At 68.1% G+C, this 12,498-nt stretch carries 12 protein-coding genes; 4 read left to right on the top strand and 8 right to left on the bottom strand.

The window, feature by feature from the left end; translation table 11 throughout:
* Positions 1–168: 168 nt before the first annotated feature.
* A complete protein-coding gene (locus ACYDAT_RS01510) occupies positions 169–486 on the bottom strand; it encodes a ComEA family DNA-binding protein (protein ID WP_461438758.1) in 318 nt (105 codons plus the stop codon).
* Positions 487–682: 196 nt separating this feature from the next.
* On the opposite strand from ACYDAT_RS01510, the gene ACYDAT_RS01505 reads away from it, so the two are divergent.
* The 3 genes from ACYDAT_RS01505 (at position 683) to ACYDAT_RS01495 (ending at position 2,898) form a co-directional block, all read left to right on the top strand.
* Positions 683–2,182: a M20/M25/M40 family metallo-hydrolase gene (locus ACYDAT_RS01505; RefSeq protein ID WP_461448276.1), complete on the top strand. Its 1,500-nt coding sequence runs from the start codon at positions 683–685 to the stop codon at positions 2,180–2,182.
* A 186-nt stretch (positions 2,183–2,368) separates the two neighbouring features.
* Complete coding sequence (locus ACYDAT_RS01500) at positions 2,369–2,701, top strand: plasmid mobilization protein (RefSeq protein WP_297901450.1); 333 nt, start codon at positions 2,369–2,371, stop codon at positions 2,699–2,701.
* On the top strand, positions 2,698–2,898 hold the full coding sequence (locus ACYDAT_RS01495) for a hypothetical protein (RefSeq protein ID WP_461438760.1): 201 nt from the start codon (positions 2,698–2,700) through the stop codon (positions 2,896–2,898). Before ACYDAT_RS01500 ends, ACYDAT_RS01495 begins: the two co-directional genes overlap by 4 nt.
* Before the next feature lie 43 nt (positions 2,899–2,941).
* Here the strand turns inward: ACYDAT_RS01495 and eda are convergent, their stop codons facing one another.
* The 6 genes from eda to ACYDAT_RS01465 are packed head-to-tail and all read right to left on the bottom strand — an operon-like array spanning position 2,942 to position 10,081.
* Positions 2,942–3,604, bottom strand: a complete 663-nt coding sequence (gene eda / locus ACYDAT_RS01490; protein WP_461448275.1) for a bifunctional 4-hydroxy-2-oxoglutarate aldolase/2-dehydro-3-deoxy-phosphogluconate aldolase — start codon at positions 3,602–3,604, stop codon at positions 2,942–2,944.
* Positions 3,605–3,616: 12 nt separating this feature from the next.
* Positions 3,617–5,485 (bottom strand): phosphogluconate dehydratase, encoded by a 1,869-nt coding sequence (gene edd, locus ACYDAT_RS01485; protein WP_461448274.1) that lies wholly within the window; start codon positions 5,483–5,485, stop codon positions 3,617–3,619.
* 24 nt (positions 5,486–5,509) lie between these two features.
* Positions 5,510–6,268, bottom strand: coding sequence for a 6-phosphogluconolactonase (locus ACYDAT_RS01480; protein ID WP_461439693.1), 759 nt, complete (start codon positions 6,266–6,268; stop codon positions 5,510–5,512).
* Positions 6,265–7,272, bottom strand: coding sequence for a glucokinase (gene glk, locus ACYDAT_RS01475; RefSeq protein ID WP_461439692.1), 1,008 nt, complete (start codon positions 7,270–7,272; stop codon positions 6,265–6,267). Before glk ends, ACYDAT_RS01480 begins: the two co-directional genes overlap by 4 nt.
* Positions 7,269–8,720, bottom strand: coding sequence for a glucose-6-phosphate dehydrogenase (zwf, locus tag ACYDAT_RS01470; RefSeq protein ID WP_461448273.1), 1,452 nt, complete (start codon positions 8,718–8,720; stop codon positions 7,269–7,271). The genes glk and zwf overlap by 4 nt, the downstream gene beginning before the upstream one ends.
* A complete protein-coding gene (locus tag ACYDAT_RS01465) occupies positions 8,720–10,081 on the bottom strand; it encodes a GH1 family beta-glucosidase (protein ID WP_461439690.1) in 1,362 nt (453 codons plus the stop codon). Before ACYDAT_RS01465 ends, zwf begins: the two co-directional genes overlap by 1 nt.
* Positions 10,082–10,183: 102 nt before the next feature.
* On the opposite strand from ACYDAT_RS01465, the gene ACYDAT_RS01460 reads away from it, so the two are divergent.
* Positions 10,184–11,296, top strand: a complete 1,113-nt coding sequence (locus ACYDAT_RS01460) for an ABC transporter ATP-binding protein (RefSeq protein ID WP_461441487.1) — start codon at positions 10,184–10,186, stop codon at positions 11,294–11,296.
* 117 nt (positions 11,297–11,413) lie between these two features.
* Here ACYDAT_RS01460 and gap read toward each other — a convergent pair whose 3' ends face one another.
* On the bottom strand, positions 11,414–12,427 hold the full coding sequence (gap, locus tag ACYDAT_RS01455; protein ID WP_461439688.1) for a type I glyceraldehyde-3-phosphate dehydrogenase: 1,014 nt from the start codon (positions 12,425–12,427) through the stop codon (positions 11,414–11,416).
* Positions 12,428–12,498: the final 71 nt, after the last annotated feature.

Raw genomic sequence — 12,498 nt, 5'->3', positions numbered from 1 at the left:
AGGGCAGAGAGTTGCGAGGCTAGGCGCCTGTCGCGGGTGAATCAAGTCCCAGTCCCGCGATCGAGTTTGTTCGCATGCGCCGCCGCCAATGGCGCGCCGAGCGCGCATGCACAGGGTGGCCGACGGGGTGTCCACCCTGCCGGCCGCGCGCTGCATGGTGATGCGAGCTCAGTGCTTGGCCGCGACGGGTCTGGCGGCCGGAACCGGCGCGGCACCGCTGTCGTTGAGGCGGATGAAGCCGCGATTGCGTTCCACGGTGCGTGCGCCGATGCCCTTGACCTCGGCGAGGTCTTCGGCGCGTTTGAAGGCGCCGTGCTGGGTGCGCCAGGCGACGATGGCCTGCGCCTTGGCCAGACCGATGCCGTCCAGCGAATCGGCGAGCATGGCGGCGTCGGCACGGTTGACATTGACCGGCTTGCCGGCTTGGGCGGCGCCAGCCAGTCCGAAGGCGAGCAGCGCGGCGAGGGCGAGGATGGTCTTGCGCATGATGCATTCTCCCGATCAGTGATGTAGTTGCGGCGCCATCGAGGGCACCGTGAGTCCACGTTAGACAAGGCGCTGTGCCGATACAGCCGGCAGGACGGGATGCGCCGTGTGCGTGACGTCGGCGTGTGCGCGTCGGTTCACGCCTACGCAGTGTCGGCGCGGAGTAAAATTCGCCTTCACTTGCAGGAGCTTCGTCATGGACAGTCAGCGTCTGGCCCGCCAAATCGGCGGCCTGTGGGACGACGAAATCGTTGCGCAACTCAGCGAGTACATCCGCATTCCCAACAAATCGCCCATGTTCGACCCGGACTGGGTGGTGCACGGTTACATGGATGCCGCGGTGGCGCAGATGGAGCACTGGGCGCGGCGGAAAATCAGCGCGTTGCCCGGCGCCACGCTGGAAGTGGTGCGACTGCCCGGACGCACGCCGCTGATCTGCATCGAGGTGCCGGCCAGTGCCGGCGCGCAAGCGCGCGCCGATGATTGCGTGCTGCTGTACGGACACCTGGACAAGCAGCCGGAGATGACAGGCTGGAGCGCCGGACTGGATCCGTGGCGGCCGGTGCTGCGCGGCGATCGCCTGTACGGTCGCGGCGGCGCCGATGACGGCTACGCGCTGTTTGGCGCGCTGGCGGCGCTGCTGGCGCTGCGCGATCAGGGTCTGCCGCACGCGCGCTGCGTGATCCTGATCGAAGCCTGCGAGGAATCCGGCAGCTACGACCTGCCGTATTACGTCGATCATCTGGCCGCGCGCATCGGCCAGCCCTCGCTGGTGGTGTGCCTGGACTCGGGCTGCGGCAACTACGAGCAACTGTGGTTGACCACCAGCTTGCGCGGCATGACCGGCGGCATCCTGCGCGTGGATGTGCTGAGCGAAGGCGTGCACTCCGGTGATGCTTCGGGCGTGGTGCCTTCCAGCTTCCGCGTGTTGCGCCAACTGCTGTCGCGCATCGAGGACGAGCACAGCGGCGTGATCAGCGATCCCGCGCTCAATGCCGAGGTACCCGCCGAGCGTCGCGCGCAGGCACAGGCCGCGGCGCAGGCGCTGGGCGCGGCGGTGTACGACAAGTTTCCGTGGCTGCCCGGCATGCAGCCGATCGCCAGCGATCTCACCGAGCTGGTGCTCAACCGCACTTGGCGCCCGCAGCTCGCGGTGACCGGCGCCGAAGGCCTGCCGCCGCTTGGCAGCGCCGGCAACGTGCTGCGCCCGTACACCGCACTGAAGCTCAGCCTGCGTCTGCCGCCCTCGCTCGATGGTGTGCGCGCCGGCGAGCACGTCAAGCGCCTGCTGGAGCGCGACGCGCCCTACGGCTGCAAGGTGAGCTTCGAACTGGAAAAAGCCTCCAGCGGCTGGAACGCCCCGGCGCTGATGCCCTGGCTGGCGCAGGCGGTGGACGCCGCCGCGCGCGCCGCCTTCGGCGCGCCGCCGGCCTACATGGGCGAGGGCGGCAGCATCCCGTTCATGGGCATGCTCGGCGAGAAGTTTCCCGATGCGCAGTTCCTGATCACCGGCGTGCTCGGCCCGCACTCCAACGCGCACGGCCCCAACGAGTTCCTGCACATCCCCACCGGCAAGCGCGTCAGCCAAGCCGTGGCCGGCGTGATCGCCGCGCATCACGACGCCAGCGCGCAGGGACTCACCCAGGGCGGCGTCGCGCGGGCCGGGCATCGCGCGCATGCCGATGGCTGCTGTTGAACATTGGTCTCGGTCGGTCTGCGCGGTCATGCATTCCTCGCCGCTTTCTGCGCAGCCCAGGGGTTGTGTGTCCACCCACGCTTGCATCATGCGCTCATGCGCATCCGAGCTGACTGCTGATGGCTCGATTGAATTGGCTCCACCCGCGGCATATGGTGTGCATGCGCATGCACAGGAGTATCGATCATGGCGGCGACCGCGCGGGTTGTGGTGTTGATGACGCCCGAACAGAAATCGGATGTAACGCTGCGTGCTGCCGCGGAGAAGCTGTCCGTGGGCGACTACATGCGCCGGCAAGCACTCGGCGATGACGCACTGCTGGCGGCGCTGGTGGAAGAACTTGCGGCCTCCACGGAACGGGCGCGGGCCGTGCTTGAGCGGACGCTGGCGCGGCTGGACGAGTCGGAACGGCGCCTGCCCGAAATCGAGGCGGCGGCGCGCGCGCGCGCCAAGGCCGAGTTCGCGGCATTCGATCCGCAGTTGTTCGCGCGGATGGTGCGGCGGGAGATCACGGCATGACGACGCTGGGCGACGTGCTGAAGGGCATCCGCGAAACCATCGTGCTGAGTGAGCGCGTGGAACAGCTCACCAAAAAAGTCGATCAGATGGATGCGCGCGCGCGTGATTTGATCGAGCGATTGGTGCGGTTGGAGACGTTCGTGGATTTCGTGCGGCCGGCGATCACGCGCCGTACCCTGCCACCCGCTAGCAACTGATCGTTCGCTGTTGACTGGTACGAAGCGGGCGCGCCGGGACGGACTAGCCGCCCATGCTGCGCCTTGCGCTGGCGGTGACCGCCGCCCAGTCGCCGGCATCCAGCCATTCCTTGTTCACCATCCACGAGCCGCCGACGCAGGGCACGTTGGGCAGGGCCAGATAGTCGGCGGCGTCATGCTCGCCGATGCCGCCGGTGGGGCAGAAGTGCAGCTCGGCGAAGGGTCCGCGCAGCGCCTTGAGCGCGGCCACGCCGCCGCTGGAGGCAGCCGGGAAAAACTTCAGCGCGCGAAAGCCGCGCGCGTGCAACGCCATGATCTCGCTGGCGGTGGCCGCGCCCGGAATCACCGGCAGCGGCACGTGCTGCAAGGCTTCGGCCAGCGCCGGCGGCGTGCCGGGGGTGACGATGAACTCGGCGCCGTGCGTGATCGCGGCATCCAGTTGCGCGGCATCCAGCACGGTGCCGGCGCCAACCGTGAGCGCCAGCCCGGCGTCGCGGATGGCGCGGATCGCCGCCAGCGCGGCCGGTGTGCGCAGGGTTATCTCGATCGCGGTCAGCCCGCCCGCGGCCAGCGCCTTGGCACAGGCCAAGCCTTGTTCGACCGAGGCGAGGCTGAGCACCGGCATGATGCGCGCGCGGCGCAGGAGCTGCAGGGTCTGCTGCTGGCGCTCGGCCAGCGTGGCGGCGGTGTCGTGATGGGCGTTCATGTGCTTCTCCGTTCAGCAGCCTTGAGCCGGCGTGCGCAGCGCGTCGGCATCGCTGCTGCAATCCTCGGGATCGAGGGTGATCGACAGCGCGCCGTGCTCGGCATCGAGCACTTGCGCGCGGTTGTGGCCAAACAGGCGCCGGCCGACGTCGCAGCCGCTGCGCGGCGCCGGCGCCGGCGTGCGTGCAGTCAGCGAGGCGGCATCGACATCGAGTGACAGCACGCCGGCCTCGGCGTCGAGGGTGATGACATCGCCTTCTTGCACCTTGGCCAGCAGCCCGCCGCGCGCAGCCTCGGGGGTGAGGTGGATGGCCGAGAGCGTCTTGCCGGAGGCTCCGGAAAGGCGCCCGTCGGTCACCAGCGCCACGCGCCGGCCCTGGTTTTGCAGGTGGCCCAGCAGCGGGGTGAGGCTGTGCAGCTCGGGCATGCCGTTGGCGTGCGGGCCCTGGAAGCGCAGCACCGCGATGAAATCCTGCGGCAGGGTGCCGTCGGCGTGGCGACGCGCCAGCGCGTGCTGGTCGTGCAGCACCACCGCCGGCGCGCGGATGCGGCGCTGCTCGGGCTTCAGCGCCGCGATCTTGATCAGCGCGCGGCCCAGGTTGCCCTGCACCAGGCGCAGGCCGCCTTGTGGTTCGAAGGCATCCTGCGCGCCGCGCAGCACCTCACGCTCGCCGCTGGCGGCTGGCGCATCGTTCCAGTGCAGGCGACCTGCGTTATCCAACTGCGGCTTGCGCGCGTGATCGCGCAGGCTGTCGCCGAACACCGTGCGCGCAGCGCCGTGCAGCAGGCCGGCGTCGAGCAGCTCGCGCAGCACGAAACCGATGCCGCCGGCAGTCTCGAAGCGGTTCACATCGGCATCGCCATTGGGGTACATGCGCACCAGCAGCGGCGTGATCTCGGACAGCTCGCTGAGGTCGGTCCAGTCGAGGACGATGCCGGCCGCGCGCGCCACCGCCACCCAGTGGATGCTGTGGTTGGTGGAGCCGCCGGTGGCTAGCAGCACGGTGATGGCGTTGACGATGGCGCGTTCGTCCACCAGCAGGCCCAGCGGGCGGTAATCCTGGCCCAGGGTGCTGATTTCGATGGCGCGCAGCGTGGCGGCGCGGGTCAGCGCTTCACGCAGCGGCGTGCCGGGATTGACAAAGGCGGCGCCGGGCAGCATCAGCCCCATCGCCTCGAGCAGCAGTTGGTTGGAGTTGGCGGTGCCGTAGAAGGTGCAGGTGCCAGGGGCGTGATAAGACGCCGCCTCGGCTTCAAGCAGCTCCGCGCGCGTGGCCTGGCCGGCGGCGTAGCGCTCGCGCACCTTGGCTTTGGCCTGGTTGGAGATGCCCGAGGGCATGGGTCCGGCCGGAATGAAGATCGCGGGCAGATGGCCGAAGCTGAGCGCGCCGATCAGCATGCCGGGCACGATCTTGTCGCACACGCCGAGGTACAGCGTGCTGTCGAACATGGCGTGGCTGAGCGACACCGCGGTGGCCTGGGCGATGACATCGCGGCTGAACAGCGACAGCTCCATGCCGGCGCGACCCTGGGTGATGCCATCGCACATCGCCGGCACACCGCCAGCGACTTGTGCGGTGGCGCCGGCGGCGTTCGCCGTGGCACGGATCTGCGCCGGATAGCTCTCGAACGGTTGGTGCGCCGAGAGCATGTCGTTATAGGCGCTGATGATGCCGAGGTTGGGCGTGGCGCCGCCCTGCAGGCGCGCCTTGGTCGCGGCCGCGCTGGCGGCAAAACCATGCGCGAGATTGCCGCAACTCAGATGCCGGCGCGCCGCATCGCGCGGCACCGCGGCGATGGCGTCCAGATACGACTGGCGCCGCGGTGCGCTGCGCTGGCGGATGCGTTCGGTGATCGCGTGCAAACGCGGGTGGATGCTCATGTTGCCTCCGGGATGTGGCGCGCATCACGGCGCCCAATACACTTCCAGCGTCGCGCCCGGCGTATCGCAGGCAACACATATGGGCGCCTGCTGCGCATCGCCCAGTACCAGCGCGCGCTCGAACGCAGCGAGTTTGTCCTGGCCGCGCAGCAGCAGCACGCGCTTGCGCGCCGGCGCCAGACCAGCCGGCGTCAGGCTGACGCGCTGCGGATAAGCCCCGGCGACAGCGCAACCCGTGGCGTCGATGGCGACGTACGGCCGCGCAGTGGTCAGCGCAGCGGCGAGGTCATGTGAGCCGGGAAACAACGATGCGGTGTGGGTGTCGTCGCCCATGCCCAGAATCACCGCGCTGGGTGGAATGCCGATTGCGTCGAGCCACGCCGATGCGGCGCGCGCGGCAACCTCGGCATCCAGCGTGGCGTCGGTGAGCAGCGGGTGGAAAATCGCGGCCTGCGCCCCCTGATCCAGCAGCGTGCGGCGCGTGAGCACATCGTTGCGCCCGGCGCTGTCCTCGGTGACGCGCTCGTCAACCAGGCCGATGCTGATCTTTGGCCATGGCAGCGGCAGTCGCGCCAGCACGCCCAGCACCGGCGCCGGCGTGCTGCCGCCGGAAACCAGCAGCAGCGCCCGGCCGTGGCTGCCCAGCGCCAACTGCAGCGCGGCGCCGATCGCCCCGCCGGCAGCGGTAGCCCAGGCATCGGCGTCGGCATAAGGTAGAAAAATACAGCGCGCTGCATGTTCGGGGGCGATTTTTGGCGCCGGATTGGCTGGCAGCGTGTTCATGCGCAGGTTCCGGATTCGGCGCCGCAGTGATGCACCTCGGCACGTCCGCCAGCGATGGCCAATGCGCCCAGCAACCCAGGTTGCGCATGCAGAATCGCGGCGCTGGGGATGCGCGCAAGCGTGGCGCCAAAGCGGCCCTTGGCGGCGAAGCGCGTGCGAAAATCGCCGGATTGCAGGCGCGGCAGCAGTTGCGGCACCAGACCACCAGCGAGCAGCACGCCGTCCCACGCACCATAGGCCAGCGCCAAGTCACCGGCGACGCTGCCGAGGATCAGTACGAAGCGTTCCAACGCCGCCAGCGCCAGCGCGTTGCCGCGCAGCGCGTCCGAGCTGACTGCTTCGGGCGTGAGCGCCGGCGCCGGCTCGCCGCGCACCTCACCCAGCGCGCGGTATAGATTCAACAGTCCGCCGCCGCAGATCAGGCGCTCGTTGGACACGCGCCCGAAGCGCGCGCTGAGCACGCGCAGCAGCTCGATTTCCAGCACGTCCTGCGGCGCGAAGCCGATGTGGCCGCCTTCGGTTTCCATGACCAGCCAGCGCCCGCCACGGCGCAGCACCGCGGTCGCGCCGAGACCGGTGCCGGGGCCAAGCACGGCGAAACAGCCATCGCTGCCGGCGCCGAGATCGGGCAGGGCGGAACCCAGCGCGACCATGTCGCCGGCCCGCAGCGCGGCGAGGCTGGCGCCCATGGCGGCGAAATCGTTCACCAACTTGATGCGCGGAATCTCCAGCAGCGCGCGCAGCGCGACGCAGTCGATGTGCCAAGGGTGATTGGTGATTTGCGCGCGGCCCTGCTCGACGCGCCCGGCGACGGCAAACACCGCCACCTCGGGCTGCGCGCCACGCGCACGCAGATAGCTGCGCGCCGCAGCCTCGAGCGAGGGATGCTCGGCCACGCGCAGGCTGACCAGGCTGTCCTGGTCCACGCCGCGCTCGGCATCGGCCAGCACCAGACGCAGGTTGGTGCCGCCGACATCGGCCAGGAGCACGCTGGCGGCGCTCATGCCGAAGCCCTTGGACTTGCGGCCGCGGCGCGCGCCATGGGTGGCGGCAAAAAGGGCGCCGCCGTGCGCGGTCCCCACGAGCCGGCCACATAGGGCTGCGGCGCGAAATCAGCGACACGCCATGCGTCGGCAATGCTGTCGATCCATTGCCATGCGGCCTCGACTTCGTCATCGCGCACGAACAGCGCGTGGCGGCCATTGAGCGCATCGAGGAACAAGCGCTCATAGGCGATGCGCCGACGTCGTGTCGGCGCCATGGACAAATTCAGCGGCAGCGATTGCAGTTCCATGGCGCCCCATTCCGGACCGGCCAGACTGCTCATCAGGTGCAGCTCGATGTTCTCCTCCGGCTGCAGGCGGACCAGCAGGCGATTGGGCGCCGCCTGCGAGCGCCGCGGCTTTTCGAACAGCCAGTGCGAAACCGGCTTGAAGGTGACCACGATCTGCGTCGAGCGCGTGGCCAGACGCTTGCCGGTGACCAGATTGAACGGCACCCCGGCCCAGCGCCAGTTGTCGATGTGCGCGCGCAGCGCGACGAAGGTTTCCACCGACTGGCCTTCGATCTGGCTGAAACCGCCGACCGCCTGCGCGCCGACCACGCCGGCCTGATACACGCCGCGCACCGACTCATCCGGCGCGGATTGCGCGCTGAATGGACGCAGCGCGCGCAGCACCATCAGTTTCTGATCGCGCACGGTGTCGGCATCCAGCGCCGATGGTGGCTCCATGGCGACCAGGCACAGCAGTTGCAGCATGTGGTTTTGCACCATGTCGCGCAGCGCGCCATAGCGCGAGTAATACTGCTCGCGGCCATCCACGCCCGCGGTCTCGGCCACCAGGATGTCCACGCGCTCGATCCAGCGCCGGCTCCATACCGCTTCCAGCAGTGTGTTGCCAAAGCGCAGCGCCAGCAGATTCTGCACGGTGGCTTTGCCGAGGTAATGATCGAGCCTGAACACACGCGATTCAGGCACGCAGGCGGCGATCGCGGCGTTGATCGCGCGCGCGCTGGCCAGGTCGCGGCCGATGGGTTTTTCCAGCAGCAATCGCGCTGGATCTTCAAGCAGGCCGGCGGCCTTCAGGCCTTGCGCGATCGGCACGAACAGATCCGGCGGCACCGCCAGATAGCTGAGCAACCGCGCGCCGGGCTCCAGCTTGAGCGCGGCGCCCAGCGCCTCGGGTTTGCTCAGATCGACCGAGGTGTAATCGGTGCGCTGCAGCAGCTCGTGCAGCGCGTCCATGTCGACGGCATCGCCGGCGCGCGCGTGCACGCGCTCCAACAGCCAATCGCGGAAAGCTTCCTGGGTCTCGAACGGATGTTTGGCGACGGCGTGAACACGGAAGTTGGCGGGCAGCAGGCGATCGCGCAACAGATTGGCCAGTGCTGGAAATACCTGCCCGGCGGCCAGGTCTCCGGTGGCGCCGAACAGCAGGAATTGCTCGTGCATCAGGGTTCCTCGTGCAGCGCGGCTCCGTTGCTGGCGACCACGCGGCTGTAATAGCGCGCGCTGTCCTTGGGGGTGCGCTGCTGGGTGGCGTAATTGACGTGCACCAGCCCGAAGCGTTTGGCGAAACCCAGCGACCACTCGAAGTTGTCCATCAGCGACCACGCAAAGTAGCCGCGGATGTCCGAGCCTGCCGCGATTGCCGTGTGCACCGCGCCGATGTGCTTGCGAAGATAATCCACGCGCAGCGAATCGACCACCCGACCGTTTTCCGCGACCGGAGGATCGTAGAACGCCGCACCGTTCTCGGTGATGTAGACCGGCGGATTGTCGTAGCGTTCCCGGATCCACTGCAAGGTATCGGTGAGGCCTTGCGGAAACACTTCCCAACTGGTTTCGGTGTAAGTGCCCTGCGGTTGCAGCACGCGTCCGGCGCGCACCGGCCAGGCCTCGGGCGCGTCGCGGGTGATGCTGCGCGTGTAGTAATTGAAGCCGATGAAATCGAGCTTCTGCCTGATCAGATCGAAGTCGGCCGCGGGCCACTCGGGCCAGGCCGCGCCGAAGATCTCCGGCATTTCCTCGGGATAGCGGCCAAGCAGCGCGGGATCCAGGTATTGCCCGTTCATGTAAGCGTGCGCACGGCGCGTGGCGGCCTGATCGGCGGCGCTGTCGCTGGCGGCGTACTTGGGTTCGAGGTTCACCACCAGGCCGATCTGGTGCTTGCCCACGCTGCGATAGCGCTGCACCGCGGCGCCGTGCGCGCGCAGCAAGTGATGCGTGGCGATGGGCGCCTCGTACAGGCTGCGGTGGCCGGGCGCCAGCGCGCCGTGCAGATAACCGCCATCGGTCACCACCCAGGGTTCGTTGAGCGTGGCCCAGTGGCGCACGCGACCGTCCAGCGCCTTGAACATCACCTCGGCGTAATCGGCGAACCAGTGCGCGATGTCCGGGTTGAGCCAGCCGCCACGATCGTCCAGCGCGGCCGGGAGATCCCAATGAAACAGCGTCGTCATCGGTGTGATGCCGCGCGCCAGCAGTTCATCGACCAGGCGCGAGTAAAAATCCAGCCCCTTGGCGTTGACGGGGCCGCGGCCTTGGGGCATCACGCGCGCCCACGCCACGCTGAAGCGGTAGGCGCGCATGCCCAAGTCGGTCATCATGCGCACATCCTCGCGCCAGCGCCGGTAATGATCGCAAGCTACATCGCCGGTATCGCCGCCACTGGTGAGTCCCGGCGTATGCACGAAGCGTTCCCAGATGCTGGGGCCGGCGCCGTCGGCCAGCGGCGAGCCTTCAATCTGATAGGCCGAGGTCGCGGTGCCCCAGAGGAAATCCTCCGGGAAAGTGGTGTCATGCGCGGTCATGAAGGGGTTCCGAAGGTTGACGGATGGGCATGTAAACGATTACATGGCAGGATAACTGAACGTACTGCGGCTGTGTAGCGCGCAGTCTGCGGAGAGCGGTTGATGAGCGGTGTGAGGCTCGAAAATGTGCGCAAGGTCTATCCCAACGGACGCACTGCGGTTGCCGCGGCCAACTTCGAGGTGGAGCCGGGTGAACTGATCGTGTTTGTCGGCCCGTCCGGCTGCGGCAAGACCACTTTGTTGCGCATGATCGCCGGGCTGGAAAGCATCAGCGCCGGCACGCTCAGCATCGGCGGACGCGTGGTTAACGACCTGCCGCCGAAGGATCGCGATATCGCGATGGTGTTCCAGAACTACGCGCTGTATCCGCATATGAACGTAGCCGAGAACATGGGTTTTGGTCTCAAGCTGCGCGGGGTTCCGCGCGCCGAGGTCGCGATCAAGGTGCAGGCCGCCGCGGCCATGCTGGGCCTTGAGCACGCCTTGCAGATGAAGCCGGGTCAGTTGTCCGGTGGACAGCAGCAGCGCGTGGCGGTTGGACGCGCGCTGGTGCGCGAGCCCAAGGTATTCTTGCTCGACGAGCCGCTGTCCAATCTCGACGCCAAGATGCGTCTGAGCATGCGCGTGGAAATCGCGCGCCTGCATCGGCGCCTGGGCACCACCATGATCTACGTCACCCACGATCAGATCGAGGCGATGACGCTCGGCCAGCGCATCGTGGTGCTGAAAGACGGCGTGATCCAGCAGATCGATACGCCGATGCGCCTGTACCGGGCGCCGGTCAACCTGTTCGTGGCCGGGTTCCTGGGCAGTCCGGCGATGAACACGATGCGCGGGATTTATCGCGCAGATGCAGCGGGCAGCATCGAGCTGGCGGCCGATACGCGCATGGCGCTGGCCCTGCCGGGCGAGACGCATGCGCGCCTCGCGGCATTCGATGGGCGCAAGTTGGTGCTGGGTCTGCGTCCCGAGCATCTGCACCTGGCCGATGCCGCGACGCCGCGAAGCTGGCCGCGCTGCGCCGCGCAGGTGGATGTGGTCGAGCCGGTCGGCAGCGAGGTGTTCGTGGGGATGCGCTGGGGCGCGTGCGCGCTGACCGCGCGCCTGACGCCCGACTGTTTGCCCGCAGTGGGCGACAGCATGGAGTTGAGCTTCGATCCGGCCGCGCTGCATTTCTTCGACGCCGAGAGCGAGCAACGTATCGCGCTTCAATAAATCGGGACTCGGGACTCGGGACGAGCGCGTTGCGGTTTTGTCCTCGTCATCGCGGACGGCGCGCAGCGCCGATCCGGGATCCAGAATCGCGCGCGACCACGTCGATCGCGTGCGCGCTCAGCGCGCCGCCATCAGCGCCAGCGTCATATCCAGCATGCGGTTGGAGAAGCCCCACTCGTTGTCGTACCAGCTCAGCACCTTGACCAGGGTGCCGCCCATCACCCGCGTCTGCGTGGCGTCGTAGATGCTGGACAGCGGGTTGTGGTTGAAATCCACCGACACGAGCGGCTTGGTGTTCACGCCGAGGATGCCCCTGAGCGCGCCCTCGCTGGCCTCGCGCACGGTGGCGTCGATCTCGTCCTTGCTGGTGGCGCGCGCGGCGACAAAGGTCAGATCGACCACCGACACATTGATGGTCGGCACGCGCATGGCGAAGCCGTCGAGCTTGCCGTTGAGTTCCGGCAGCACCAGGCCCACCGCGGCGGCGGCGCCGGTCTTGGTCGGGATCTGGCTCATGGTGGCGCTGCGCGCGCGGCGCAGATCCTTGTGATAGACGTCGGTCAGCACCTGATCGTTGGTATACGAGTGGATGGTGGTCATCAGCCCGTGCACGATGCCGACCCTGGCGTGCAGCACCTTGGCCAGTGGCGCCAGGCAATTGGTGGTGCAACTGGCGTTGGAGATCACCTGGTGGCTGGCCTTGATCTGGTCGTGGTTGACGCCCATGACGAACGTGCCGTCCACATCCTTCTCGCCCGGCGCGGAGATGATCACCTTTCTGGCGCCACCGGCGATGTGCGCGGCGGCCTTGGCCTTGCTGGTGAACAAACCCGTGCATTCCAGCACCACGCCCACGCCCAGCGCGCCCCAGGGCAGTTTGGCCGGGTCGCGTTCGGCGCACACCTTGATGTGGTCGCCGTTGACCACGAGATCGCCGCCTTCCACCGTCACGCTGCCGGGAAAGCGTCCGTGCGCGGTGTCGTACTGCGTCAAGTGGGCGTTGGTTTCGGCATCGCCGAGGTCGTTGATGGCGACGATCCGAATCGCGTCGCTGCGATTGGCCTCGTATAGCGCGCGCAGGATGTTGCGGCCGATGCGGCCGTAGCCGTTGATGGCGACCTTGATGGGCATGACGAGCGTCCTCAGGCGGATTGCGGAAACGCAATCTTATCGGCAACGTGACCTTCGGGCGATGCGCCACG

It is taken from the genome of Metallibacterium sp., assembly GCF_054637675.1.
This window is presented reverse-complemented; position numbering and strand designations above follow the sequence as displayed.

Bases quoted from the DNA above. Each gene is read 5' to 3' on its own strand.
- gap (WP_461439688.1), bottom strand. From the start codon at position 12,427: ATGCCCATCAAGGTCGCCATCAACGGCTACGGCCGCATCGGCCGCAAC.
- ACYDAT_RS01480 (WP_461439693.1), bottom strand. From the start codon at position 6,268: ATGAACACGCTGCCAGCCAATCCGGCGCCAAAAATCGCCCCCGAACAT.
- ACYDAT_RS01500 (WP_297901450.1), top strand. From the start codon at position 2,369: ATGGCGGCGACCGCGCGGGTTGTGGTGTTGATGACGCCCGAACAGAAA.
- glk (WP_461439692.1), bottom strand. From the start codon at position 7,272: ATGAGCGCCGCCAGCGTGCTCCTGGCCGATGTCGGCGGCACCAACCTG.
- eda (WP_461448275.1), bottom strand. From the start codon at position 3,604: ATGAACGCCCATCACGACACCGCCGCCACGCTGGCCGAGCGCCAGCAG.
- ACYDAT_RS01460 (WP_461441487.1), top strand. From the start codon at position 10,184: ATGAGCGGTGTGAGGCTCGAAAATGTGCGCAAGGTCTATCCCAACGGA.
- ACYDAT_RS01495 (WP_461438760.1), top strand. From the start codon at position 2,698: ATGACGACGCTGGGCGACGTGCTGAAGGGCATCCGCGAAACCATCGTG.
- zwf (WP_461448273.1), bottom strand. From the start codon at position 8,720: ATGCACGAGCAATTCCTGCTGTTCGGCGCCACCGGAGACCTGGCCGCC.
- edd (WP_461448274.1), bottom strand. From the start codon at position 5,485: ATGAGCATCCACCCGCGTTTGCACGCGATCACCGAACGCATCCGCCAG.
- ACYDAT_RS01505 (WP_461448276.1), top strand. From the start codon at position 683: ATGGACAGTCAGCGTCTGGCCCGCCAAATCGGCGGCCTGTGGGACGAC.
- ACYDAT_RS01465 (WP_461439690.1), bottom strand. From the start codon at position 10,081: ATGACCGCGCATGACACCACTTTCCCGGAGGATTTCCTCTGGGGCACC.
- ACYDAT_RS01510 (WP_461438758.1), bottom strand. From the start codon at position 486: ATGCGCAAGACCATCCTCGCCCTCGCCGCGCTGCTCGCCTTCGGACTG.